The organism is Streptomyces scopuliridis (genome assembly GCF_042790125.1).
Taxonomy (GTDB): domain Bacteria; phylum Actinomycetota; class Actinomycetes; order Streptomycetales; family Streptomycetaceae; genus Streptomyces; species Streptomyces scopuliridis_A.
The window spans coordinates 39,824-63,416 of sequence record NZ_JBHTZS010000001.1 but is presented as its reverse complement, the minus strand read 5'-3'; the positions used below and the strand labels follow the sequence as shown (position 1 = coordinate 63,416).

Here is a 23,593-nt window from a genome sequence, read left to right as displayed (position 1 = left end):
CCTCGTCCTGAGCTACGAGCGGCACGCACGGACGTTCAAGTCTACCGGCACGTAAGTCAGTTGCTGAGTGCTGCTGTGCGTTGCCGGCAGCACTTCGCTGCTTCACAGCAACATCCGGCCAGCGCCGACGACACAGGTCGGGAGCCGGGCCGGAAGGAGCCCCTGAGCGCTTCTGCATGGCGCGAGGCACGAAACGTCCCTGCGGCGACACGGGTACCGCCCGCCGACCTCGGATCTCCTAATCCCTCTTGAGCCACTCATATTTACTCTCTTATGATGAGCTGCATGAAGCAAGAACCTTTCGTCATGGTCCACGTAGGTCAAAGCACCGAGTCGCAGCGCAACCTGCAGTACGGGATCGAGACCCGTTCCTGGGGGTTTCCGCTCTGGAAGCCCGAATACCGGTCGGTCCGTCCGCGTTTCGCCCTTCTGGCCACTGGGGTGGCTCCACGAGTGCCACTCGACGTGTGGCTCACACAGAAGATCACCCTGTACTTCTTCGAGGTCCGCGAGAACTTCTACGAGGGAGAGGCTCCTCACTGGCCCGACGAAGAGGCCGAGAACGCGATCAAGTACCCCGTGCGCTTCGGTGTCGAGCCACTCGCCGTGATCCGTGACGTTGCCCTGAATGAGCACGGGCCGCTGGGCCTGGCCGGCAGCGACGCCATCCGCCGCTCCGGGATCGAGCGCGGCATCGGCAAACTGTGCGACCTGGCCCCCCAGCCCCTGCTCGACGCGGCGGGCATCCCGGCCAACTGGGCACAACGACAGCAGGTTCCCCTGAACCGCACCCCTGGATTCACCGCGGAACACGTCGAGGCACCCAAGACGCCCAAGCGCCGGCGCCGCGGGTCAGGCTTCATCTCCGATCCCAAGAAGCGCAAGGCCATCGAGCTGCACGCGGAGGACATGGCCGTCGCCCACTACGAGCAGTTGGGATGGACCGTCGAACGCCTCGGCAAGCCCTATGACCTCCACTGCACACGTGCCGGGGAGGAAAGGCGCGTCGAGGTCAAGGGCACGACAGGCGCGGCCACGAGCGTGGACCTGACGATCAATGAAGTCGAGCACGCCCGTATTCCGGAGCACACCGTGGACCTGTATGTGGTGAGCGATATCAAGGTGGACGTGCGAAGCGCTGACTACGCCACGAGCGAGGGCAGGGTGCTGCACCTTCGGGACTGGTCCCCGGCCGAGGAGGACCTGAGGCCGAGGAGCTTCGAGTACCGCCTGCCGCTCGAAGACTGATCTGGCCCGTCCCACCGTCGTCGACCGATCGTACGGAGATCACTCGTGGCCCTTTTGCGCATGTCCGCACGCGCTCTGGAACGCACCAGCGAAGCAACTCTCTCGGAACAGCTCACGGAGCGGTCCCGCTCCGAGCTATTTCAAGAACCATCGGCCGGCGAGAACCGCGCCTGGCAGAACAGCCTCCCGGCTCTGGCGCAAGTGCTGTGCGACGCCGGACTAGACGAGGTGCAGGTCCTCATCGAGTACCAGATGCCTCTGAGCAGCCTTCGCGCGGATGCCATATTGGCCGGTACGCATCCCGAGACGGGGAGACCCTCGTATGTCGTCGTCGAACTCAAACAGTGGAGCGAGGCCCGCCTGGTACCCGACACGAAAGATCTGTGCCTGATCAGTGGATCCGGCTACCGCTCTTTCCTACACCCGGTCGCGCAGGTGCGTCGCTACTGCGACTACCTGGAGGACTTCACCGCAGTGCTGAACGACGCACAGCATCACGTCGCCGGTCTGGCCTACCTGCACAACGCCCAGGACCGGAACGTCAGTGACCTTCTCCAGCTCAACGATGGCAGAGTGCACCTCTTCACCAGAACGTCCCGCGGCGAACTCATACGGCATCTGCAGAATCAGCTTTCGCCGCTCGACGGGGCGCTTGACGCAGACGCCCTCCTGGACAGCCCCACCACACCCGCACAGCAACTCATGCGAGCGGCCGCCGACGAGATCCTCTACGGCGGCAAGTTCCATCTGATGGATGAACAACAGGTCGCGGCGTCGCTGGTCAAGCGCGCTGTTGCGATCTCACGGCGGTCGGACACCAAAGAAGTGATCGTAGTCTCCGGAGGACCTGGCTCCGGAAAGAGCCTGATCGCCCTTCACCTGATGAGCTACCTCGGCAGGAACAGACGCAACGTCTTCCACGCCACCGGGTCCAAGTCCTTCACCAGCACTCTGCGCCACGTCGTCGGTCAAAAGAATGCGCGCATCGCCAACCTTTTCCGCTACTTCCTCAACTTCCGCACCGCGGAAAAGAACGAACTCGATGTTCTCATCTGCGATGAAGCCCACCGCATCCGCCGCCGCTCGGGAAACCAGGACTCCTTGAACATCCACCGCAGCGGACGAAGCCAGGTGGAAGAACTCATCGACGCCGCCAGGGTTCCGGTCTTCTTGCTCGACGAGCACCAAGTAGTGCGCCCGGACGAGATGGGGAGCGTCAAGGAGATCGATGAGGCCGCGAAAGCGCGCGGCTGCGTCGTCCGTCATGTCAACCTCGACGAGCAGTTCCGCTGCGGCGGAAGTCGCGCCTACGAACACTGGGTCAGGCGCCTCCTGGGGCTGGAACCCGGAGGTCCGGTGCCATGGGAGCCCGAACCCAACTTCGAACTGCTGGTCGCCGACACCCCGCAGCAGATGGAAACGTATCTCCACTCCAGGCAAGCAGCCGGATCCACCGCACGTATGACCGCTGGCTTCTGCTGGCCGTGGAGCGACCCGCGAAAAGACGGCAGCCTGGTCGATGACGTGGTCATCGGTGACTGGCGTCGGCCATGGAACGTCAAAGGAGAGAGCGACGTACCCGGCGGCCCACGATCCTCGCTCTGGGCCACCGAACCGGCGGGCATCGGCCAGATCGGCTGCATCTACACGGCTCAGGGTTTTGAGTACGCCTGGAACGGCACAATCCTGGGCCAGGACCTGGTCTGGGCAGGCGACAGATGGCGCGCTGACCCGAGCGTGTGCAAGGACAGCAGCCTGCGCCATGCGGAACCCCACGACTTCGTCCGTCTCACCCGGAACCGGTACAAGGTACTGCTGACAAGGGGCCTGACCGGCACCGTTCTGTACTCCACCGACAACGAAACGCAAACCATGCTGCGCACCCTTGTACCGGGCAGGGCCGCACCGCAGCAGTGACGGTAAGCGCGTGCGACGCTGATCAGCAGCGAGAGGGGGGAAGGGCTGGGGCGGAAGCGGCACGGTCAGCGGCGCGACGACCTAAGCCTGAGCCCCCGGGTCCCGGCCCGGCCGGTGAGATCGGCGGGACGGGACCCGGGGGTCGTCAGTCGTTCCGTACGGCCTTCTACTTGCCGTCCGGGCTCACCACCATCGCCGAGCCGCCGCCCCTGCGGACCTTCTCGGCCGCGGCCTGCCAGCGGCCGTCCGCCAGCCGCTGTACGCCCGTCGCCGCGCCGATCTCCGGGTTCTGGCTGAACACATGCCCCAGCGCCTCCAGTTGCTGACGCACGGGGCTGTTCCAGAGGCCCGGCTCCAGCTCCGTGGTCGCGCCGTTGCGCTGGCTGGCCCGGGGTGCCGCGATCGCGTCGACGAGCGGCAGGCCGCGGTCCAGCCGGCCGGTCAGCGTCTGGAGCACGGTGGTGATGATCGTCGCGCCGCCCGGCGAGCCGACCGCGAGGACCGGCCGGTCCTGGGAGTCCAGCACGATCGTCGGGGAGATGGACGAGCGCGGGCGCTTGCCGGGGCCCGGCAGGTTCGGGTCGTGGACGGCCGGGTTCGCCGGGGCGAAGGAGAAGTCCGTCAGCTCGTTGTTGAGCAGGAAGCCCCGTCCGGGCACGGTGATCGCGCTGCCGCCCGTCGACTCGATGGTCAGCGTGTAGGCGACGACATTGCCCCACTTGTCGGCCGCCGTGAGATGCGTGGTGTTCTCGCCCTCGAAGGTGGTCGGCGCCGCCGTCCCGCCGGGCGCGCACGGCGTGGGATCGCTCGGATCGCCAGGCGCGAGCGGGCTCTTGAGGACCGCGTCGTCCTTGATCAGGCAGCCGCGCGCGTCCGCGAAGCGCTGGGACAGCAGCCCCTTGGTCGGAACGTTCTCGAAGGCCGGGTCACCGACCCAGCGGCCGCGGTCCGCGAAGGCGATCCGGCTCGCCTCGATGAACCGGTGCAGGTACTGCGCCTGGGTCGCCTTCGAAAGGTCCGTGCGCTCAAGGATGTTGAGCGCCTCGCCGACGCTCGTACCGCCCGAGGACGACGGCGCCATGCCGTACACGTCGAGTCCCCGGTACGAGACCTTGGTCGGCGCCTGCTTCTTCGTGCGGTAGGCGGAGAGATCGCGCTCGGTCAGATCGCCGGGGCGCGCGTTGCGGCCGGAATCCGCGGCCACGGGAGGCTTGCGTACGGTACGGACGATGTCGCGGGCCAGCTCGCCCTCGTACAGCGAGCGGGTGCCGGTGCGCCCCAACTCCTTGTATGTACGGGCCAGATCGGGGTTCTTGAAGGTGGAGCCGACGACCGGGAGCTGTCCCCCGGGCAGGAAGAGCCGGGCGCTGTCCGGGAAGTCCGCGAACCGCGCCTGGTTCGACTGGGTCTGCGCGCGGAAGGTGTCGTCGACGACGAAGCCGTCCTTCGCCAGCCGTTCCGCGGGCTTGAGGAGTTGGGAGAGCGAGCGGCTGCCCCAGGCGTCGAGCGCGGTGTTCCAGGTGGCGGCGGTCCCCGGCGTGCCGACGCTCAGCCCGCTGGTCACGGCGTCCGCGAACGGGAGCGGCTTGCCGTTCTCCAGGAAGAGCGAGCTGTCCGCCGACTTCGGCGCGGTCTCGCGGCCGTCGATGGTCTGCACCGTACGGGACTTGGCGTCGTAGTAGACGAAGTAGCCGCCACCGCCGATACCGGCGGAGTACGGCTCGGTGACGCCGAGCGCGGCGGCCGTGGCCACCGCCGCGTCCACGGCGTTGCCGCCGTTCCTGAGCACCTCGATCCCGGCGGCCGAGGCATCGGGGTCGACGCTCGCGACCGCGCCCCCGTACCCCGTCGCCACCGGTGTCTTGGCCGGCGGAGGTGGTGCCGGGGTGCCCGCCTCGGAAACCGAGGCGGGCGCGCACGCGCCCACCGAGAGCAGGGCCGCGGCAACGGCCGCCAACGACACATTCCGCGCAGCGGAGCGACGCATCCGTACCTCCAGTCGAGAACCGTTCGCGCAGCGTAGCGCCGCGGCCCCCGCTCCGTCAGGACCGTCTCGGACTCCGTTCGTCTCGCCCCGCTACGATGCGCGCCCATGAGTGACGACATACGCAACATCGTGCTCGGCGTGGTCGCCGCCGGGATCAGCGCTTCCCTGGGCTGGCTCGCCCGTACCTACCTCTGGCGCCGCAGGCTCCGCCGCAAGCAGGCGTTCTTCGGTCTGCCGGGAAACTCCGAATGTCTGCTGGTCGTCAATCGTGAGGCGGGCGGCGACGGAGCGGTCCACCGTTACGACGTCTCCGCCCTGCTGGAGCTGGCCGCGCTGATCAAGGACTGCGGCGCGCACGCCGAGATCGTCCAGCACGACACCGCGCGCCAGGGCTTCGGGGAGCGTACGGAGTTCTGCCTCGGCGGCCCGTACTCGAACCGCCGGATGGCCGCGCACCTGAACTCGCTGCTGCCCGGTGTGAAAGTCGACACGAGTACCGAATCCGGGCCGGACCGGGGCTCGTTCCAGATCGGCTCCGAGCGCTATCGCGCGGAGGCGGGCGTCACCGAGTACGTCCTGCTGGCGCGGCTCACCGTCGGAGAGGGGGAGCGGCCGGTCTTCCTCTTCTGCGGACAGCGGGCCATCACCAACCAGGCGGCCACGCGCTATCTGTTCCGCCACCACGAGAAGCTGGCGCGCAAGCACGGCCGGAACTCGTTCTGTCTGCTGCTGAAGGTGGTCAACTCGGCGGCGTACGGCCCGGATGTGGTGGAGCTGGTCGCGGATGTGACCCGGGCGGCCCACGAGCCCGTCCCGGCCCCCGCGTAACAGAGATCACGAGAGAGGCATCACCTGAGAGACGCCATGTGCGGCACGGCGCGTCCCAAGTGGCCCGCCCGCCGGGCGCGCTCCCGGTGGAGCACAACCCGGCCGGCGTACAGCTGACCTTCTTCCCGTCCGTACGAGATCCGTACGAGAAGTGATCTCCGGCTGCCGCCGGACGGGCCACTGCCCCTGAGCTACTGCCCGCCCGGCAGCAGCGTCCCTGGGGAGGCCGGGGCGACACCCACGGCCTCTGTTCTCGGGTTGCGCCGCTGCCGCCCGGCCAGCCAGTGGGCGAACCAGGAGAGCAGCATGCACATCCCGATGTAGATCGGTGAGATCACCATCACCACAGGGATGAACGGCAAATCGTAGTCGAGATTCGAGGCGATGAGCTTTCCGGCATGGAGGAACTCCTCATAGGTGATCAGATAGCCGAGTGATGTGTCCTTGAGAGCGACCACCAGCTGGCTGATGATCGTGGGCAGCATGGCGCGGACCGCCTGCGGCACCAGCACGTACGTCATGACCTGCGTTTTGCGCATGCCGAGCGCGTACGCCGCCTCCCGCTGACCGCGCTCCACCGAGTTGACTCCGGTACGGAACACCTCGGCGAGCACGGAGCCGTTGTAGAGCGTCAGTCCCGCCACCAGCGCGGGCAGCGCGTGCACCTTCAGCGCCACGAAGATGAAGAAGATCATCACCAGTACGGGCATGGCGCGGAAGAACTCGACCAGCGCGGTGGCCAGCCAGCGCAGCGGCCGGTGCTCGGAGAGCCGGCCGCAGGCGAGGACCGCGCCGAGTGCGAGCGAGAGCACCGCGGCGTACGCGAAGGCCTTGAGGGTGTTGCCGAGGCCGCGCAGCAGCAGTTCCTGGATGCCCTGGTACTCGAAGGGTGACCACTTGGTGGCGGTGAACTGGTCGGTGGCGAAGAGGAGATAGAGCAGCCAGCCGAACAGCGCGGCGACCGCGGCCGTCGCCAGCACGCCGTACCAGCGGTGCCGCCGCTCCGTCCGGGGCCCCGGAAAGTCGTACAGCGCGGTCGAGTCGCTCCGGGACGTCTTCGTGGTCCGCGGGGGCTTCGGCGATGTCGAGGCCGTCGAGGTCATCGGGCGACTCCCCAGCGCTTCTCCATGAAGTGGAACAGCGCACTGATGGACAGGGTGATGATCAGATAGCCGACCGCGATCCAGACGAAGGTCCAGATGATGCTGTAGCCCATCTCGCTCAGGCTCTTGTACGTGCCGAGCAGCTCGGTGACGCTGAACGCCCCCGCGATCGCCGAGTTCTTGGCGAGGGCGATCAGGGTGGAGCCGATGGGCGGGATGACCGAACGGAACGCCTGCGGCAGGACGACTCCGCCCAGGGTCTGCCCGAAGGTCATCCCGAGGCTGCGGGCCGCCTCGCCCTGCCCCTTGGGCACGGTGTTGATGCCGGAGCGCAGCACCTCACAGATGAACGCGGAGGTGTAGCAGCCGAGCGCGAGGACGGCGAAGAGCTGGAAGGGGAGGACGAGACCGAAGCGCGGCAGCCCGAGCACGACCGCGAAGAAGAGCAGCGTCAGCGGGGTGTTGCGCAGGACGGTCACCCATACGGTGCCCAGCGCCCGCAGGGCGCGGACCGGCGCGACCCGGAAGGAGGCCATCACGAACCCGAGGGCCAGCGCGAGCAGCGAGGCGTAGACCGTCAGCTCGACCGTGCCGAGGAAGCCCCGGCCGTAGAGGGAGAGGTTGTCGGTGAGGACGTCCATGGCTCCTGCCTCAGCTCGCCGGGTAGCGGTCGATCGGCGGAGGCGGGGTGGCCCGGCGTCCGGAGAGTCCGAGGGTCGCGTCGTAGGCCTTCTGCCAGTTGCCGTTCCTCTCGTTGACCGCGAGGGCGTCGTCGAGCGCGAGACGCAGCGCGTTGTCACTCCGCGGTACGCCGATGCCGTAGGGCTCCTTCGAGAAGGGTTTGCCGACCACCTTGAGTTCGCCGGGCACCTTGGCGGCGTAGCCCTGGAGGATCGTGTCGTCGGTGGTGACGGCGTCGACCTGGTAGGTCAGCAGATTGTCCACACAGACGGAGTACGTGTCGTAGCCGACGAGCTGGACGTGCGGGTAGTCCCGCTGGATCCGCTGGTACGGCGTGGAGCCGGAGGCCGAGCAGACGCGTCTGCCGTTGAGGTCCTGCGGTCCGTGGATGTCGTTCTCGTCGGTCCGCACCAGCAGCGACTGGCCGGCCATGTAGTAGGGGCCGGCGAATCCGACGAGCTTCTTGCGGTTCTCGTTGATGGTGTACGTGCCGACGTAGTAGTCGATCTGCCCGTTCTGCAGGGCGGTTTCCCGGTTCGCGGAGGCGATCGTACGGAAGCGGATGGTCTTCGGATCGAAGCCCAGGGAAGCCGCCATCATCTTGGCGATCTCGATGTCGAAGCCGGAGTAGACGCCGGTGGCCGGGTCCTTCTCCCCCATGTACGGCTGGTCCTCCTTGGCGCCGACGATCAGATAGCCGCGCCGCTTCGCCTTGGTCCAGGTCGGTGAGTCCGGCAGCCGGAAGGCCGTGTCCACGCGGTAGTGGGGCAGCGCGTCGGCCCGCGGGCCCTTCACGGGCGGGCTGCCCGGCTTCCCGCAGCCGGCGGCGAGGGGGGCCAGCAGGGCGAGCAGGAGGGGCAGGAGCGCCGTAAGGGTTCTCCTCGTGCGCGGTGCGCGACCGGAGCTCATGGGCCGCATCCCCTCAGTGCTTGAGGATCTTGGAGAGGAAGTCCTTCGCCCGGTCGCTCTCCGGGGCGGTGAAGAAGTCCTCCGGGGTGCGGTCCTCGACGATGCGGCCGTCGGACATGAAGACCACACGGTTGGCGGCGGAGCGGGCGAAGCCCATCTCATGGGTGACGACGACCATCGTCATGCCCTCGCGGGCGAGCTGCCGCATGACTTCGAGCACCTCGTTGATCATCTCCGGGTCGAGCGCCGAGGTGGGTTCGTCGAAGAGGAGGGCCTTGGGGTCCATGGCGAGCGCGCGGGCGATGGCGACGCGCTGCTGCTGGCCGCCCGAGAGCTGCGCGGGCAGCTTGTCGGCCTGCGAGAGAAGTCCCACGCGGTCGAGCAGCTCCCGGGAACGCCGGTCGGCGTCCTCCTTCTTGCGCTTGCGGACCTTGATCTGCGCGAGCGAGACATTGTCCAGCACGGTCCGGTGCGCGAAGAGGTTGAACGACTGGAAGACCATGCCCACTTCGGCGCGGAGCCGGGCGAGTCCGCGGCCCTCGGCCGGCAGCGGCGTTCCCTCGATGGTGATCAGGCCCGACTCGATCGTCTCCAGCCGGTTCATGGTCCGGCAGAGCGTGGACTTCCCGGAGCCGGAGGGGCCGATGACCACGACCACTTCCCCGCGGGCGACCGTCAGATCGATGTTCTGGAGGACATGCAACGGCCCGTAGTACTTGTTGACGCCGCGCAGTTCGATCAATGAATCGACGGCCATACGCTGCCCCACCCACTCCCGGCTGTGTCGAAGTCAGCGCAAACTATCCAGCCGGACAAGGGACTTCGCGGTCGACACGCACATGTGGGGCATAAGCCGTATTTACTGCACAGGAGGCCGGGGTCAGACCTCGGCGGCCTCCGCGTAGACCTGGGACAGCTCCGGCGCTCCGGTCGCCGCCCAGTCGAGACCGGACTCGACGACCTGGATCTCGCGTCCGGAGGAGAGCCGCACCACGGGGTGCCCGCCGGGCCAGATGTGCCAGGCCGCGCCGGGCACCGTACGGACGATCACCGTACCCAGATAGAGGCCCGCGTCGTTGCCCAGCCAGGGCAGCTCCTCGGGGTCGTCGCGCCAGCGCGGCGGCAGCTGGTCGAGGGCCTCCAACGAGGCCGGGGAATCGTCCAGTTCAAGGCCGTTCTGCCCCGCCCGGACCCGCAGCAGCTCGCACTCGGAGAGCAACTCGGCCACGCCCTCCGGGTCGCCGTCGCCGACGGAGGCGAGCGAGGCCGCGTCCTCGCCACCGTGCCGCTTGCGCCAGTTGTCCAAGAAAGGGATGTTCATACCACTCACCCTGCCACTCCCCTCGCCGGGGCACCATAGGGCGCGCGCAACGGCCGGAGGGCGTCCTCAGACGTCGAGATCCACCACCACGGGGGCGTGGTCCGAGGCGCCCTTGCCCTTGCGCTCCTCGCGGTCGACATAGCTGTCCTTGACCGCGCCCTCGAACGCCGCGTTGCCGTAGACCAGGTCGATCCGCATGCCCTTGTTCTTCGGGAAGCCCAGCTCGCGGTAGTCCCAGTAGGTGTACGGGCGGTCGTACTTGAGCGGGCGGGGCATCACATCGGAGAGCCCCTCCGCACGCAGCGCGGCGAGCGCCGCCCGCTCCGCGGGGGTGACATGCGTGGCCCCCTCGAAGCGGGACAGATCCCATACGTCCTCGTCGGCCGGGGCCACATTGAAGTCACCGAGGACCGCGAACGGCCGCGCGCCCGCCGCGTCACCGGCCACCGCCTCGCGCAGCGCCTCCAGCCAGCGCAGCTTGTACGCGTAGTGGTCATGGCCGACCTCGCGGCCATTGGGCACATAGACCGACCAGAGCCGGACCGGGCCGCATGTCGCGGCGATCGCGCGCGGCTCCGTCACGCCCTCGTACTCCGGACCGCCGGGCAGCCCCCTGACGATGTCCGTCAGGCCGGCCCGGGAGATCAGCGCCACCCCGTTCCACCGTCCGGTGGCGTTGACCGCCGACTCGTAGCCCAGCTCACGGAGCTGTTCGGCGGGGAACTGCTCCTCCGTGCACTTGGTCTCCTGGACGCACAGCACGTCCGTACCGGAGCTCTCCAGCCAGGCCAGCAGCCGGGGCAGCCGAGCGGTGATCGAATTGACGTTCCAGGTGGCGATGCGCATGCGGGACAGCCTATCGGCGGGGTCTGACAGCCACGGTCCGGACGGTCACAGCTCGACGGAGCGGCCCGGCGCGAGCCTGCCGTGCTCCGCGCCGCCCAGGCTGCCGATCTGGGTGTCGTAGATGGGTCGGGCCAGCTCGGTGAGCAGCGCGTCGTGGACGTCGAAGGAGCGCCGCGGCTTGACCTCGCGTACGTACTCGATCACCTCGGAGATCTTGTTCCAGGGCGCCTGTACGGGCAGCAGCAGCGTCTCGACGGGGTGGCCGGGGACGGTCAGCGCGTCGCCGGGGTGGAAGACCGAGCCGTCCACGAGATAGCCGACATTGGTGATCCGCGGGATGTCCGGGTGGATCACCGCGTGCAGCTCGCCGTGGACCTGGACGTCGAAACCGGCGGCGGAGAACGTGTCGCCGTGGCCGACCGTGTGAACACGCCCGGGGAAAGCGGCGGACATCCGCTCGGCGACGCTGCGCAGCGTCCACAGCTCGGCCGCCGGGTTGGCCTCAAGACCGGCCCGCAGATGCGCCTCGTCGAAGTGGTCGGGGTGCTCATGGGTGACGAGGAGGACGTCCGCGCCGTCCGTGGCGTCGTCCTCCGTGTAACCGCCGGGGTCCATGACGAGCGTACGGCCGTCCTTCTCCAGCCGGACGCACGCGTGTGACTTCTTGGTGAGCTTCACCGCTGACCGCCTTCGTCGCTGTGGGTGCCGAGTGCGCGGGTGCGCGGTGCCATCCTGCTACGCCTCGGGCGTGGTCTCCTCCTGGATCACGGTCCGCGCCACCCGGAACGCCGTGTTCGCGGCCGGGACTCCGCAGTACACGGCGGTCTGGATCAGCACTTCCTTGATCTCGGCGGGCGTGAGGCCATTGCGCAGCGCGGCCCTCGTATGGAAGGCCAGCTCCTCCAGATGGCCGCCCGCGACCAGCGCCGTCAGCGTCACGGCACTGCGGGTGCGGCGGTCCAGGCCCTCCCTGGTCCATACCTCGCCCCAGGCGTAGCGGGTGATCAGCTCCTGGAATTCGCCGGTGAAATCGTCGGCGGCCGCCATGGCGCTGTCCACATGGGCATCGCCCAGGACCTGTCTGCGCACCCGCATGCCCGCTTCGTACGGATCGGGCCGCCCCACGGTCACGGCCTCGGGCTGCTCGGCGGGGGCGATCTCCGCGACCGGGCCGATCGTCGCCGAGAGCGAGGGGACGGGGCCCCGGTCGGGCAGCACGGTCAGGCCGGTGGAGGTGTCGGACGGGTTGTACCAGGCGGTGGAGAAGTGGTGGACGAGCAGATCCGTGACGGCGGCGGGCTGCTCGACGGGCGCCAGATGGGAGGCTCCGGGCACCAGCGCGAGCCGCGCGTCCCGTATCCCCGCGACCAGCGTGCGTGCCTCGGCGGGCCCCGTGACATGGTCCTCGGCGCCGACCAGCACCAGGGTCGGTACGGCGATACGGCCCAGCTCCGCCCGGATGTCGAAGGCGGCCAGCGCCTCGCAGGAGGCGATGTAGCAGCCGGGGTCGGTCGTACGGACCATCTGGACGGCCCATTCGACGATGGCCGGCTGGGCGGCGGCGAAGCCCGGGGTGAACCAGCGCTCGGGCGCGCTGCGGGCCATCGGATCCAGCCCGTTGGCGCGGACGATCACCCCGCGCTGCCGGAACTCGTCGGCCGTGCCGAACCGGGGCGAGGCGGCCACCAGCGCGAGCGAGGCGATCCGGTCGGGGCGGCGCAGCGCCAGCTCGGCCCCGATCGCGCCGGCGATGGAGCAGCCCACATACCCGAACCGCTGCACCCCGATTCCGTCGAGCGTGGCCAGCAGCCGTTCCGCCAGCTCGGGGACGCTCGTCGCGGGGTGCGCGGGGGCGCCGCCGTGGCCGGGCAGGTCGAAGCGGAGCACCCGCCACTGGCGGGCCAGCTCGGGCACCTGACGGTCCCACATGTGCCAGGTCGTCCCGAGGGAGGGGCCCAGGATCAGGATGGGCGCGTCTTCCGGCCCGTCCATGCGGTATTGCAGGGTCTTAGTCATCGTCTCACTCACCCGCTCACGCTCCCATATCCCGCGTTTTCTCTCGGGAGAGGGTCGGCCCCGGGAGGACGTCCACCAACCTGATTCCTGGCCGACCGGCCGACGAAGGGTGAGAATCGACCAGTAATGGTGGCTGCGGACAACGCGCGGGGCAGCCGGTCCGCTCTAGCGTCGTGCGCATGCCGATGCAACCGTGGTTCTCCGACGCGAAGCTGGGCATCTTCCTCCATTACGGCATCTACGCCGTGGACGGAGTGCCCGAGTCCTGGTCGTTCTATACGGGGCAGGTGCCCCACGAGCGCTATATGCGACAGCTCGACGGCTTCACCGCCTCCCGCTACGACCCGGGGTCCTGGGCGGAGCTGTTCGTACGGGCGGGTGCGAGGTACGCCGTGCTGACCGCTCGCCACCATGACGGCGTGGCCCTCTGGGACACCGACCGGTCCGGGCTGAGTGTGCCCGCGCGCACCCCCGCGGGGCGGGATCTCGTCGCCGGCTATGCCGATGCCCTGCGGGAGCACGGTCTCAAGGTCGGGCTGTACTACTCGCACTCGGACTGGAATCACCCCGACTACGCGAGCGTGCTGCACCCGGACCCGGACCCGCGCATGGCGGATCTGCGCACGAACCGGTTCGTGGCTCCGGCCGACGGGGTCGAGGACCTGGACGCGTGGGCGCGCTTCCTCGCGTACCGGGACGCCCAGGTCGGTGAACTCGTCGGCCGCTACCGGCCCGACCTGCTGTGGTTCGACGGGGAATGGGAGCGCGACGAGGCGCAGTGGGGGATGCGGGAGCTCTCCGAGCTGATCCTCTCGCTCGCGCCCGAGACGGTGCTCAACGCCCGGATGCTCAGTTACGGGGACTACGCGACCCCCGAGCAGGGCATTCCCGTCGTCCCGCCGGACGGGCCGTGGGAGCTGTGTCTGACGGTCAACGACTCCTGGGGCTTCCAGCACGACGACCACCGCCACAAATCGGTGCGGCAGTTGGTGCGCTACTTCACCGAGACGATCGGCATGGGCGGGAATCTGCTGCTCGGGGTCGGTCCACGGGAGGACGGCACGATTCCGGCGGAGCAGGTGGACCGGCTCGAAGGGCTCGGTGCCTGGATCGGCCGGCACTCCCCGGCGGTGTACGGGACGGTGGCGGGACTCCCGGCCGGCCACCACTACGGTCCCAGCACGCTGTCGGCGGACCGCCGGACCCTCTATCTCGTCTGCTTCGACACCCCCCGTGAGTCGGTGGCGGTGCGGGGGGTGCGCAACGCCGTGCGCGGCGTCCGTGTCCTCGGTACGGGTGCGGAGCTGGACCACCGTGTCGTCGGCGGGCTGCACGAAGTGCCCGGGGTGCTGTGGATCGACGCGCCGCGCGCCGGTGACGTGGACGAGCACGCCACCGTCCTGGCAGTGGAGTTGGACGGCGAGCTGGACCTCTACCAGGGCTCCGGCCGTAGCTGACCACGTCCGTGCCGGTGCGGGGGGGGCGTTACGCCGCACCGGCACGGACGGCTCGCGGCGAGGCGCGCAGCTCACGCCGGCACGCCTTGTTGAAGGCCTGGAGGTCCGGCATCCCCACGGCGGCAGCGATGGCCGCAATCGACAGCGTCGACTCCGTCAGCAGATGCCGTGCCCGGTCCATTCTGCGCCGCCGGACATACGCGACCACCGTGCTGCCCAGGTCCGCCCGGAACAGCCGGATCAGATGGTTGTGCGAGATGTTCGCGGCACGCGCCACCTCCGGGACGGTCAGCGGCTCATGGAGCCGGGACTCGATGTACGTGACAGCGGCGGCGACCGACGCGTGCGGCTGATCCGTACCGGGCCGCCGCCCGAACATGGCGACCTGCCACAGCGCCGACCACAGCTCCGACACCGCGCGGACCGGGCTGTGCGCCGCCGCGGCGACGGCCTGGGTCAGCCGGCTGTTGAGCGCGGGGGCCCCGGCCCCGGCGTCCTGCATGACCGGAACGCTCAACCGCTCGCCGGCGTCGCCGAGTTCGAAGTGCGCGTAGAGATGCTCCGAGCGTCCCCGGTAGCGGTACTCGACGACTGAGCCGGGTGGTACGAGGCTCACCCGGCCCGGCCGTACGGCGTACGGCTCTCCGTCGACGGTGAGATCGGCCGCGTACCGGTACAGATGCAGCTGCCACAGACCGGGCAGGACGAACACATCCCGGTCCGCGCTGACGCCATGGATGCCGACACCGAGGTTCACCAGGCGCGGGGGCGAGTCCAGGCAGAGCGTGACCTGCCTGCCCGGACTCCCCTGACCGTACGCGCTCATGGGGAAAACGTACCAGTGGTCATCCCCCCTCGGTCAGCCGCGACCGCGGCGGCTCCGGCGGCCGTCAGGGGGTCGTGGTGGAGACCACGTACACCCGGGGGAAGCCGGGGTCCGTCAGATCCACCACCACGTCCCGGCTGGGCCGCGGGCTCTTCTGGTGGTGGCTGGTACCCGCCCAGTGGTGGCCGGGGAGGTCGAAGTTCCAGCCGACGGTACGGCGGTCGCGCGGCGTGATCGTGATGGCGTCGTCCTTGAGCGCGGAGCGGCTGGTGCCCATCTCGGTCAGGAAGGTGTCGAGCCGTCCCGAGGTGACGTCGAACTGGACGTACAGCCGGGAGGTCTTCCAGTTGCTCGTCTCGAAGTAGCGCACCCCGGTGGCGCCCAGCGGTATCGGCACCTCGAAGATGCGGCGCTTCATCTTGGAGGGGCGCAGCTGCTGGAGACCGGTGGCCGAGGACTCGGCCTCCTTGTTGCGGCCGCTGTCGCGGCTCTGGCCGGCCGAGATCACCAGATAGCCGGCCGGGATGCCGATGAGCAGCACGATGACGACGGCCGTCAGCCAGCGGCGGCGATTGCGGTGCCTGCGGTCCTCGGGCGGCTTGCCGCCCTCGTCGCGCACCGGCACGGGGAGCTCCACGGTCATGAGGGCGGTTCCTGGGTCGTACGGGGTTCCTGCGTCGGACGGGCGGTGCGGATGGCCTGGGCGTATCTCTCGTACCGCTCATGGCGCTCCACCCGGCGGCGGTTGGCGCGGCGGAAGCGCCGGGCCACCAGCCGGGCGAGATCGGCGGCGCCGACCATGCCGGCCTCCGGGCCGAGCTGCGCCTTGGCGATCCGTGCCTCGGGACGGTAGCCGCGGCCGGTGAGATGGCGGCGGAAGGCGTCGCGGGCGGGACCGATCAGCAGATCGTCGGCGGCGCTCACCCCGCCGCCGATGACGAAGCAGGACGGGTCGAGCGCGGCGGCGAGATTGGCGATGCCGACGCCGAGCCACTGGCCGATGTCCTGGAACAGCTCGATGCACATGGCGTCGCCCTCGCGGGCGAGTTCGGTGATCAGCGGTCCGGTGATGTCGTGGACGTTGCCCTTGACGCGGTCGATGATGTTGTACGCGACCGGGGAGTCGGCGGCGGCCAGCTCCCTGGCCTCCCGTACGAGGGCGTTGCCGGAGCTGTACTGCTCCCAGCAGCCCCGGTTGCCGCACGGGCAGCGGTGGCCGCCGGGCACGACCTGCATATGGCCGAACTCGCCGGCGACGCCGAACTTGCCGCGCTTGACCCGGCCGTCCTCCAGGATGGCGCCGCCGATGCCGGTGCCGAGCGTGATCATGACGAGATGGTCCTCGCCGCGTCCGGCGCCGAAGCGCCACTCCGCCCAGGCCGCCGTGTTGGCGTCGTTGTCGACCATCACCGGCACGGCCAGCCGGGAGGAGATCGCGTCCCTGAGGGGTTCGTCGCGCCAGGCGAGATGCGGCGCGAACAGCACCCTGGAACGGTCCGCGTCGACCCAGCCGGCCGCGCCGATGCCGACGGCGTGCACATCGTGGCGGTCGGAGAGGTCGAGGACCAGCTCGACGATGGTGTCCTCGACGACGCGGGGGCTCTTGGACTTGTCCGGCGTCTCGGTCCTGAGCTTCTCCAGGATGTTGCCGTCCGGATCGACGACGCCGGCCATCACCTTCGTACCGCCGATGTCGATGCCGACGGTCGGGACGCGGGGCGCGGTGAGGAGGGAGCGGCGCTCGCGGGTGCCGACGGTCCGCAGGACGGTGGCGCGGGCGGTGCCTCGGTGTGCGAAGTCGCGGTAGGTGCTCATAGGCCCGGCCTGGTCTCGTCCGTCGGCGCGAGCGGCTCCGGCTCGCCGTGCCGGGTGAGTGGGCGGCTGCGTACGCGCACGAGTCGTGTCGTCCCTGCGGGGTCGGGGGCCGCCGGGCCCGGACGGGCGGCGGCGGCGGACGGTGTCCGCCGTGCCAGATTGTGCCATCCGGGGCGGCCGGGTCCGCTGTGCGGCCCGGCGGCGGCCGTACGGTGACGGCCGCGCCGGGGGTCAGTTCGTGCCGGCCGGGCCGCCACCGGGGTGGCCGCCGAGACGCGTGGGCGCGGGGGCCCGCTCCAGTTCATGGCTCAGCTCCTCCAGCTCGGAACCGCCCGCCATCTGCCGCGTCAGCTCATCCAGGGTGATCGAGTCCTTGGTATGGCTGCCCGACATGACGCCTCGCTTGAGCAGGACGAAACGGTCACCGACCAGATACGCGTGGTGCGGGTTGTGGGTGATGAGTACCACTCCGAGTCCGGCGTCACGTGCGGCGGCCACGTACTTGAGCACCACCCCGGACTGCTTCACCCCGAGCGCCGCGGTCGGCTCGTCCAGGACGAGGACCTTCGCTCCGAAGTAGACGGCGCGGGCGATGGCCACACACTGGCGCTCCCCGCCGGAGAGCGTGCCGATCGGCTGGTCGACATCGCGCAGATCGATGCCCATCCGCAGCAGCTCGGCGCGGGTCGTCTCGCGCATCAGGGCGACATCGAGCCGTTTGAAGGGGCCACTGCCCCTGGTCGGCTCGGAGCCGAGGAAGAAGTTCCGCCAGACCGGCATCAGCGGGACGACGGCGAGGTCCTGGTAGACCGTGGCGATCCCGCGGTCCAGGGCCTCGCGCGGGGAGGCGAGGCTGGTCTTCTCGCCCTCGATCAGGAAGTCGCCCGCGTCGTGCCGGTGCAGCCCGGCGATGATCTTGATCAGGGTGGACTTGCCCGCGCCGTTGTCGCCCAGCACACAGCTGATCCCGCCCGCGTGGACCTCCAGCGAGACGCCTTCCAGGGCGCGGATATTGCCGTAGTACTTACTGACGTTGTCGAGTTCGACCAGCGCGCCGCTCGTGGCGCCCGCCGCCGCGCCGTCCGCCGCCGCGCCGTCCACTGTCGTGTCGCCCGTCATCGTGTCGCCTCCGCACGCTTGCGCACCCACGCGTTGAGCAGGGTCGCCAGAAGGAGCATCGCTCCGAGGAAGAACTTGAACCAGTCCGGGTTCCACTCCGCGTAGACGATGCCCTTGCTGGTCATGCCGAAGATGAACGCGCCGACCGCGGAGCCGATCGCGGAGCCGTAGCCGCCGGTGATCAGACAGCCGCCGATGACGGCCGCGATGATGTAGATCAGCTCATTGCCGACGCCCTCGCCGGACTGCACGACATCGAACGAGAACAGCAGATGCTGGCCCGCGATCCAGGCGCAGAAGGCCACCCCCATGTACAGCGCGATCTTCGTCTTCAGGACCGGGACACCGACCGCGCGGGCGGCGTCGGCGTTGCCGCCCACCGCGAAGATCCAGTTCCCGAAGCGGGTACGCAGCAGGATCCAGGTGGCGACCGCGACCAGCCCGGCCCACCACAGGATGGTGACCTTCAGTTCCACGCCGCCGAGGGTGAGCTGGGAGGCGAAGAGCTTCCTGGCGGAGGGGAAGCCCTCCATGTCGCCGATGCTCTTGGTCGAGACCGTGCCGCTGATCAGCTTCGTCAGCCCGAGGTTGAGCCCGGTGAGCATCAGGAACGTGCCCAGCGTGATGATGAAGCTCGGCAGCTTCGTACGGGTCAGCATGATCCCGTTGAAGACCCCGAAGGCCAGCGTGACCAGCAGCGACACCAGAACGCCGACCCAGACGTTCGCGGTCATCTGGAAGCTGAACATCGAGGAGATGAGCGCGGAGCTGGTCACCATCACACCGGCGGAGAGGTCGAACTCGCCGCCGATCATCAGCAGCGCCACCGGAACGGCCATGATCCCGATCGTGGAGGCCGCGTACAGGACGGTGCCGAAGCTGGACAGCTGGAGGAACGAGTCCGCCACGAACGCGAAGAAGAGGAAGACGGCGAGCGCGCCGACGACCGAGCCCAGCTCGGGGCGGCCGAGGAGCTTGCGCAGCGGGGAGGCGTGCAGCAGCCGCTCGTCGCCGCCCGCGGGCCGGCCGGGGCGGTCCTTGACCGGCGGGGCGGTCGTGGTCATCGGGTGCCCCGCTTCGTGTACGCGGCGAGCGCGCCGGCGTCCTTCTCCGTGATGATCTGCGGCCCGGTCAGGACGGGGCGCCCGCCGCCGAGGACATCGGCGTTGTACCGGTAGAGCCAGAGCAGGTCCACGGCCTCGTACCCCTGGAGGTAGGGCTGCTGGTCGACGGCGAAGCCGAGCGCGCCGGAGGTGAGGGAGGAGGCGACCTTGGCGTTGAGGTCGAAGGTGTCGATCTCGGCCTCGCTGCCCGCGGACTCCTTGGCCTTGACGGCGGCGTCCGCGAAGGGGGCGCCGAGGGTGACGACGGCGTCGATGCTCTTGTCGCTCTGGAGCTTGGCCTCGATGGACGCCTGGACGTCGGGCATGTTCGTACCGTCGACGTAGAGGTTCTGGAGCTGTCCGTCGAAGGTCTTCTTCGTTCCGTCGCAGCGCTGCTCGTGGCCGACGTTTCCCTGCTCGTGGATGACGCAGAGGGCCTTCTTCTTGCCGCGCTTGTCGAGTTCGTCGCCGACGGCCTCGCCCGCGATGGTCTCGTCCTGGCCGATATGGCTGAGCGCGCCGAAGGACGCGGACTCCGCGGCGCCGGAGTTGACGGTGATCACCGGTATTCCGGCCTTGACCGCCTTCTCCACGACGGCCTTCATGGCGTCGGGCTTGGCCAGCGTGACGATCAGTCCGTCGACCTTCTTGTCGATATAGGACTGCACGAGCTGGGCCTGCTGCTGGCCCTCGTCACTGTTGGCGTAGAGGAATTTGATGTTGTCCTTGACGGCCGCCTGCTTGGCGCCGCTCTGGACGATGTCCCAGAAGGTGTCGCCGCTGCCCGAGTGGGTGACCATGGCCACGGTCCACTCGGGGGTGTCCACGGCGGCCCGCCCCTGGGCGGCCGCCTGCTTGGCGCGATCCTCCGCGCGCTTGCCGCCGGTGCTGCTGCATCCCGCGAGAACCGAGGCCGCGAGCACCGCCGCCAGCACGGCGCTCGTCGCGCGTACCCCTGTCCGAACCCTTGCCACGACGCCGCGCCCTTCCTGCCGTACTCCTCGGTGCGGCCGGGGCCCGCTCGGTCCCGGCGCCGCCCAAGTATCGGTCATGCCCGTCCGGCGGCCCGTCAGCGGGTACCGGGGCGGGTGGCCGGCCGGGCGGGCCGGGCCCGCTTCCCGCCCCCCGGCTCCGGTCGTTCGCGTCCTGCGAGGGGTTCGCGCCATGGATCCGCCTTCTCTCCCGGCCGCCCCGTTGCGGCTGGGGGAGTTCTAGCCGGGCCCGCACGGACGCGTCAATACTTTGTCCGTACATTCTTACGAAGAGACGGGAGCGTCGTGGCCGTTACGGGCGGACGAGGAGCTGGAACTCGAAGGAGTACCGCGAGGCGCGGTAGATGTGCGAGCCGAACTCCACGGCCCGGCCGGTGTCGTCGAACGTGGTCCGCTCCATCGTGAGCAGCGGGGCCCCGGTGGGCTCGGTGAGCCGCTCGGCCTCCTCCGCGGTGGCGGCCCGTGCCCCGACGGTCTGCCGGGCGCTGTGGAGCGTGATCCCGGCGGAGCGCATCATCCGGTAGAGACCGGTCGTCTCCAGGCGCGCGGTGTCGCAGTCGAACAGCCCCACGGGCAGATGGTTACGGAGATACGCCATCGGTTCGTCGTGCGCGTACCGCAGCCGTTCGACGAGCCGCACCTCCGCGCCCTCCGCTACCCCCAGCGCGGCGGCGACCTCGGCCGTGGCCGGCTGGACGGTGTTGCGCAGTACGCGGGTGGCGGGGCGCTGGCCGGCCGCCTCCAGATCGTCGTAGAGACTGCTCAGCTCCAGCGGGCGCTTGACCTGGCTGTGGACGACCTGGGTACCGACGCCCCTGCGGCGCACCAGCAGTCCCTTGTCGACCAGGGACTGGATGGCCTGCCGGACGGTGGGCCGGGACAGCCCGAGCCGGCCCGCCAGCTCGATCTCATTGCCGAGCAGGCTGCCCGGCGCCAGTCCGCCCCGCTCGATGGCCGCCTCCAGCTGCTGCGCGAGCTGGAAGTAGAGCGGCACCGGGCTGGTGCGGTCGACACTGAGCTGGAGCGGCGTGGCGCGATCCGCCTCCGGTCCGGGCGTCGCCTGTCCGGGTTGGGCTGATCTCGGCTGATGGGGCACGGGGCGAGCGTAACCGCACGCCATGTTGACGGGAAGTCGGTACGTTCGATTGTCAGGACAAACACTTGACATGGTGCGCGGCCCCCGGCCACCTTGGGGCCATGCGCATCGGACTTATCGGTACCGGCCGGATCGGCACCTTCCACGCGGACGTGCTCAGCCGCCATCGCGAGGTCGGCTCGCTGGTCGTCGCCGACACCGACGCGGCCCGCGCGGCGCGGGTCGCCGACCGTACGGGATCGACCGCCGCCCCCTCCGTCGACGAGATCTTCTCCTGGGGCGTGGACGCCGTGGTGATCGCCTCGGCCACCTCCTCCCACGCCGATCTCCTCAGCCGCGCCGCCCGCGCCGGGCTCCCCGCCTTCTGCGAGAAGCCGATCGCCCTGGACCTGCCGGGGACGCTGGGCGCGCTGCGCGAGGTGGAGTCGGCGGGCACGGTGCTCCAGCTGGGCTTCATGCGCCGCTTCGACGCGGGGTACGGCGCGGCGCGCGAGCTCGTACGGTCGGGCCGGCTCGGCCGGCTGCACACCGTACGGGCGGTCACCTCCGACCCGGCGCCGCCGCCCGCCGCGTATCTGCCGCTCTCCGGCGGCCTGTACCGCGACTGTCTGGTGCATGACTTCGACATCATGCGCTGGGTGACCGGACGCGAGGTGGTGGAGGTGTACGCGACGGGCTCGGACGCGGGTCCCGCGATGTTCCGCGAGGCCGGCGACGTGGACACCGCCGCCGCGGTCCTCACCCTGGACGACGGGACGCTCGCGACCGCCACGGCCACCCGCTGCAACGGCGCGGGCTATGACGTACGGATGGAACTGGCGGGCGAGCTGGACCAGTTCGCGGTCGGACTGGACGACCGTACGCCGATCACCTCGACCGAACCGACGGGCCCGCCGGCCCCCGACAAGCCGTGGCCCGGCTTCCTGGAGCGGTTCGCCCCGGCGTACGAGGCCGAGCTGAACGCCTTCCTCCGGGTCGTCTCCGGTGAGCTGGAGAATCCGTGCGACGGCCGGGAGGCGCTGCACGCGCTGCGGATCGCGGAGGCGTGCGAGCGGTCCCGGCGCGAACGGCGCCCGGTGGAGCTGTCCGAGATCCCCGCCCAGGAGGACTGAGCGGGGAGCCCGGAGGCGCCTACCAGCGCACCGGCAGCCCGCGCACCCCGCGGATCAGCAGTCCGGGCAGCCACTCGTACGGGCCCGCCGCCGGGTCGAACGCCAGGTCCGGGCAGCGCTCCAGCAGCGTACGGATGGCGATCCTGCCCTCCAGCCGGGCGAGCGGCGCGCCCAGGCAGAAGTGGATGCCATGGCCGAAGGCGAGATGGCCGGAGCCGCGCCCCGCCGTGGCGGAGCGGCGGATGTCGAAGGTGTCCGGATCGGGGAAGCGGACCGGGTCGCGGTCCGCGGAGGCCAGGGAGACCAGAACCGTCTCGCGGGCCGGTATCACCGTGCCGCCCAAGGCGACCGGCTCGCTGGTGAACCGTACGGTGCTGGTCTCCACCGGCCCCTCGAACCGCAGCGTCTCCTCGATCGCGCCGTCGAGCAGCCCGAAGTCGGCCCGCAGGGCGGCCAGTTGACCGGGGTTGCCGAGCAGCGTACGCACCGCGTTCGCGATCAGATTGACGGTCGTCTCATGACCGGCGATCAGCAGCACGTAGGCCCAGGCGCGCAGTTCGGCCGCGGACAGCCGGTCGCCGTCCTCCGCGCGGGTGCGCAGCAGGGTGGAGAGCAGATCGTCGCGGGGCGCCGAGGCGCGCTTGTCCTCGATGAGCGCGTCGAGATACGCACAGAGTTCGATGGTGTTGTCCCGCGCGCCGGTGGGTGTGGTCGGCGCGACGATCTCGTTCGTCCAGGCCCGGAAGGTGTCGCGGTCCGCGTGCGGCACACCGAGCAGTTCGGAGATGACGGTGATGGGCAGCGGGAAGGCGAGCGCGTCGACCAGATCGCCCTGCCCGGCCGGAATCATGGCGTCCAGCAGATCGTCGGTGATCTGCTGGACGCGCGGGCGCAGCTTCTCCACCCGGCGCGGGGTGAATTCGGGGGCGACCAGCTTCCGCAGCCGGGTGTGGTCCGGCGGGTCGAGGGTCAGTACGTGCGGACCCATGATCGCCTCGTCCGCCGACTCGTAGCCCATGGCGTCGAGCGACTTCGACAGCCGCGGATCGGCGAGCGCGAGGCGCCCCTCCTCGTATCCCACGACCAGCCAGAAACGGTTGCCGTCCGGGGTCCGGATCTCGTGGACGGGGCCGCTCTCGCGCATCTTCTCGTAGTACGGATAGGGATCGACGTTGAAGTCCGGTCCGTAATCTGCCAGTTCGATAGCCGCCATCGGA

Annotated in this window: 22 protein-coding genes; 5 read left to right on the top strand and 17 right to left on the bottom strand. The window is 69.7% G+C overall.

Annotated features, from left to right (window positions below):
* The first annotated feature begins 276 nt into the window (after positions 1-276).
* Together ACFRKB_RS00290 and ACFRKB_RS00285 are read left to right on the top strand one after the other, a co-directional pair.
* Entirely contained in the window at positions 277-1,248 is a 972-nt protein-coding gene (locus ACFRKB_RS00290) for a protein NO VEIN domain-containing protein (protein WP_383101941.1), read from the top strand.
* A gap of 45 nt (positions 1,249-1,293) precedes the next feature.
* Positions 1,294-3,165 carry a DUF2075 domain-containing protein gene (locus tag ACFRKB_RS00285; RefSeq protein WP_383101939.1) on the top strand — a complete coding sequence of 624 codons (1,872 nt, stop codon included), beginning with the start codon at positions 1,294-1,296 and terminating at the stop codon, positions 3,163-3,165.
* 166 nt (positions 3,166-3,331) lie between these two features.
* On the opposite strand, the gene ggt is transcribed toward ACFRKB_RS00285, so the two are convergent.
* Entirely contained in the window at positions 3,332-5,152 is a 1,821-nt protein-coding gene (gene ggt / locus ACFRKB_RS00280; RefSeq protein ID WP_383101938.1) for a gamma-glutamyltransferase, read from the bottom strand.
* Between the two features lie 105 nt (positions 5,153-5,257).
* Between ggt and ACFRKB_RS00275 the strand changes: the two genes are divergently transcribed.
* Positions 5,258-5,980: a hypothetical protein gene (locus tag ACFRKB_RS00275; RefSeq protein ID WP_383101936.1), complete on the top strand. Its 723-nt coding sequence runs from the start codon at positions 5,258-5,260 to the stop codon at positions 5,978-5,980.
* A gap of 191 nt (positions 5,981-6,171) precedes the next feature.
* Here the strand turns inward: ACFRKB_RS00275 and ACFRKB_RS00270 are convergent, their stop codons facing one another.
* The 8 genes from ACFRKB_RS00270 to pcaDC all read right to left on the bottom strand — a co-directional run bounded on the left by ACFRKB_RS00270 (position 6,172) and on the right by pcaDC (position 12,868).
* Positions 6,172-7,083, bottom strand: a complete 912-nt coding sequence (locus ACFRKB_RS00270) for an amino acid ABC transporter permease (RefSeq protein ID WP_383101935.1) — start codon at positions 7,081-7,083, stop codon at positions 6,172-6,174.
* Positions 7,080-7,724, bottom strand: coding sequence for an amino acid ABC transporter permease (locus tag ACFRKB_RS00265; protein ID WP_383101933.1), 645 nt, complete (start codon positions 7,722-7,724; stop codon positions 7,080-7,082). Before ACFRKB_RS00265 ends, ACFRKB_RS00270 begins: the two co-directional genes overlap by 4 nt.
* A 10-nt stretch (positions 7,725-7,734) precedes the next feature.
* The gene (locus ACFRKB_RS00260; protein WP_383101932.1) at positions 7,735-8,673 is read right to left on the bottom strand and encodes a glutamate ABC transporter substrate-binding protein; all 939 of its coding nucleotides are present in this window, start codon (positions 8,671-8,673) and stop codon (positions 7,735-7,737) included.
* Positions 8,674-8,686: 13 nt separating this feature from the next.
* On the bottom strand, positions 8,687-9,430 hold the full coding sequence (locus ACFRKB_RS00255) for an amino acid ABC transporter ATP-binding protein (RefSeq protein ID WP_365977128.1): 744 nt from the start codon (positions 9,428-9,430) through the stop codon (positions 8,687-8,689).
* Between the two features lie 123 nt (positions 9,431-9,553).
* Positions 9,554-9,994 (bottom strand): DUF6278 family protein, encoded by a 441-nt coding sequence (locus ACFRKB_RS00250; RefSeq protein WP_383101930.1) that lies wholly within the window; start codon positions 9,992-9,994, stop codon positions 9,554-9,556.
* Positions 9,995-10,060: 66 nt separating this feature from the next.
* Complete coding sequence (locus ACFRKB_RS00245) at positions 10,061-10,840, bottom strand: exodeoxyribonuclease III (protein ID WP_383101928.1); 780 nt, start codon at positions 10,838-10,840, stop codon at positions 10,061-10,063.
* 45 nt (positions 10,841-10,885) lie between these two features.
* Complete coding sequence (locus ACFRKB_RS00240; protein WP_383101926.1) at positions 10,886-11,518, bottom strand: MBL fold metallo-hydrolase; 633 nt, start codon at positions 11,516-11,518, stop codon at positions 10,886-10,888.
* A gap of 57 nt (positions 11,519-11,575) precedes the next feature.
* A complete protein-coding gene (gene pcaDC, locus ACFRKB_RS00235; RefSeq protein WP_383101924.1) occupies positions 11,576-12,868 on the bottom strand; it encodes a bifunctional 3-oxoadipate enol-lactonase/4-carboxymuconolactone decarboxylase PcaDC in 1,293 nt (430 codons plus the stop codon).
* Between the two features lie 167 nt (positions 12,869-13,035).
* Here pcaDC and ACFRKB_RS00230 point away from each other — a divergent pair, with 167 nt between their 5' ends.
* Entirely contained in the window at positions 13,036-14,313 is a 1,278-nt protein-coding gene (locus tag ACFRKB_RS00230; protein WP_383101922.1) for an alpha-L-fucosidase, read from the top strand.
* Between the two features lie 28 nt (positions 14,314-14,341).
* Here the strand turns inward: ACFRKB_RS00230 and ACFRKB_RS00225 are convergent, their stop codons facing one another.
* From ACFRKB_RS00225 to ACFRKB_RS00195, 7 genes are all read right to left on the bottom strand, one after another.
* Positions 14,342-15,139: an AraC family transcriptional regulator gene (locus tag ACFRKB_RS00225; protein WP_383101921.1), complete on the bottom strand. Its 798-nt coding sequence runs from the start codon at positions 15,137-15,139 to the stop codon at positions 14,342-14,344.
* Between the two features lie 64 nt (positions 15,140-15,203).
* On the bottom strand, positions 15,204-15,782 hold the full coding sequence (locus ACFRKB_RS00220) for a hypothetical protein (protein ID WP_383101919.1): 579 nt from the start codon (positions 15,780-15,782) through the stop codon (positions 15,204-15,206).
* Positions 15,779-16,954 carry an ROK family glucokinase gene (locus ACFRKB_RS00215; RefSeq protein ID WP_383101917.1) on the bottom strand — a complete coding sequence of 392 codons (1,176 nt, stop codon included), beginning with the start codon at positions 16,952-16,954 and terminating at the stop codon, positions 15,779-15,781. The genes ACFRKB_RS00220 and ACFRKB_RS00215 overlap by 4 nt, the downstream gene beginning before the upstream one ends.
* A 231-nt stretch (positions 16,955-17,185) precedes the next feature.
* Positions 17,186-18,073, bottom strand: a complete 888-nt coding sequence (locus ACFRKB_RS00210) for an ATP-binding cassette domain-containing protein (protein WP_383101915.1) — start codon at positions 18,071-18,073, stop codon at positions 17,186-17,188.
* Positions 18,070-19,137: an ABC transporter permease gene (locus ACFRKB_RS00205; protein ID WP_383101913.1), complete on the bottom strand. Its 1,068-nt coding sequence runs from the start codon at positions 19,135-19,137 to the stop codon at positions 18,070-18,072. The genes ACFRKB_RS00210 and ACFRKB_RS00205 overlap by 4 nt, the downstream gene beginning before the upstream one ends.
* Positions 19,134-20,150 carry a sugar ABC transporter substrate-binding protein gene (locus tag ACFRKB_RS00200; RefSeq protein WP_383101911.1) on the bottom strand — a complete coding sequence of 339 codons (1,017 nt, stop codon included), beginning with the start codon at positions 20,148-20,150 and terminating at the stop codon, positions 19,134-19,136. The genes ACFRKB_RS00205 and ACFRKB_RS00200 overlap by 4 nt, the downstream gene beginning before the upstream one ends.
* A 310-nt stretch (positions 20,151-20,460) precedes the next feature.
* A complete protein-coding gene (locus ACFRKB_RS00195) occupies positions 20,461-21,264 on the bottom strand; it encodes a GntR family transcriptional regulator (protein ID WP_383101910.1) in 804 nt (267 codons plus the stop codon).
* Between the two features lie 101 nt (positions 21,265-21,365).
* Between ACFRKB_RS00195 and ACFRKB_RS00190 the strand changes: the two genes are divergently transcribed.
* On the top strand, positions 21,366-22,376 hold the full coding sequence (locus ACFRKB_RS00190) for a Gfo/Idh/MocA family protein (RefSeq protein WP_383101908.1): 1,011 nt from the start codon (positions 21,366-21,368) through the stop codon (positions 22,374-22,376).
* A gap of 19 nt (positions 22,377-22,395) precedes the next feature.
* On the opposite strand, the gene ACFRKB_RS00185 is transcribed toward ACFRKB_RS00190, so the two are convergent.
* Positions 22,396-23,589: a cytochrome P450 family protein gene (locus tag ACFRKB_RS00185; protein WP_383101906.1), complete on the bottom strand. Its 1,194-nt coding sequence runs from the start codon at positions 23,587-23,589 to the stop codon at positions 22,396-22,398.
* Positions 23,590-23,593 lie beyond the last annotated feature (4 nt).

Coding starts and splice junctions, on each gene's coding strand:
- ACFRKB_RS00265 (WP_383101933.1), bottom strand. CDS start 7,724: ATGGACGTCCTCACCGACAACCTCTCCCTCTACGGCCGGGGCTTCCTC.
- ACFRKB_RS00205 (WP_383101913.1), bottom strand. CDS start 19,137: ATGACCACGACCGCCCCGCCGGTCAAGGACCGCCCCGGCCGGCCCGCG.
- ACFRKB_RS00250 (WP_383101930.1), bottom strand. CDS start 9,994: ATGAACATCCCTTTCTTGGACAACTGGCGCAAGCGGCACGGTGGCGAG.
- ACFRKB_RS00245 (WP_383101928.1), bottom strand. CDS start 10,840: ATGCGCATCGCCACCTGGAACGTCAATTCGATCACCGCTCGGCTGCCC.
- ACFRKB_RS00220 (WP_383101919.1), bottom strand. CDS start 15,782: ATGACCGTGGAGCTCCCCGTGCCGGTGCGCGACGAGGGCGGCAAGCCG.
- ACFRKB_RS00225 (WP_383101921.1), bottom strand. CDS start 15,139: ATGAGCGCGTACGGTCAGGGGAGTCCGGGCAGGCAGGTCACGCTCTGC.
- ACFRKB_RS00275 (WP_383101936.1), top strand. CDS start 5,258: ATGAGTGACGACATACGCAACATCGTGCTCGGCGTGGTCGCCGCCGGG.
- ACFRKB_RS00215 (WP_383101917.1), bottom strand. CDS start 16,954: ATGAGCACCTACCGCGACTTCGCACACCGAGGCACCGCCCGCGCCACC.
- ACFRKB_RS00270 (WP_383101935.1), bottom strand. CDS start 7,083: ATGACCTCGACGGCCTCGACATCGCCGAAGCCCCCGCGGACCACGAAG.
- ACFRKB_RS00185 (WP_383101906.1), bottom strand. CDS start 23,589: ATGGCGGCTATCGAACTGGCAGATTACGGACCGGACTTCAACGTCGAT.
- ACFRKB_RS00210 (WP_383101915.1), bottom strand. CDS start 18,073: ATGACGGGCGACACGACAGTGGACGGCGCGGCGGCGGACGGCGCGGCG.
- ACFRKB_RS00290 (WP_383101941.1), top strand. CDS start 277: ATGAGCTGCATGAAGCAAGAACCTTTCGTCATGGTCCACGTAGGTCAA.
- ggt (WP_383101938.1), bottom strand. CDS start 5,152: ATGCGTCGCTCCGCTGCGCGGAATGTGTCGTTGGCGGCCGTTGCCGCG.
- ACFRKB_RS00230 (WP_383101922.1), top strand. CDS start 13,036: ATGCCGATGCAACCGTGGTTCTCCGACGCGAAGCTGGGCATCTTCCTC.
- ACFRKB_RS00190 (WP_383101908.1), top strand. CDS start 21,366: ATGCGCATCGGACTTATCGGTACCGGCCGGATCGGCACCTTCCACGCG.
- ACFRKB_RS00260 (WP_383101932.1), bottom strand. CDS start 8,673: ATGAGCTCCGGTCGCGCACCGCGCACGAGGAGAACCCTTACGGCGCTC.
- ACFRKB_RS00255 (WP_365977128.1), bottom strand. CDS start 9,430: ATGGCCGTCGATTCATTGATCGAACTGCGCGGCGTCAACAAGTACTAC.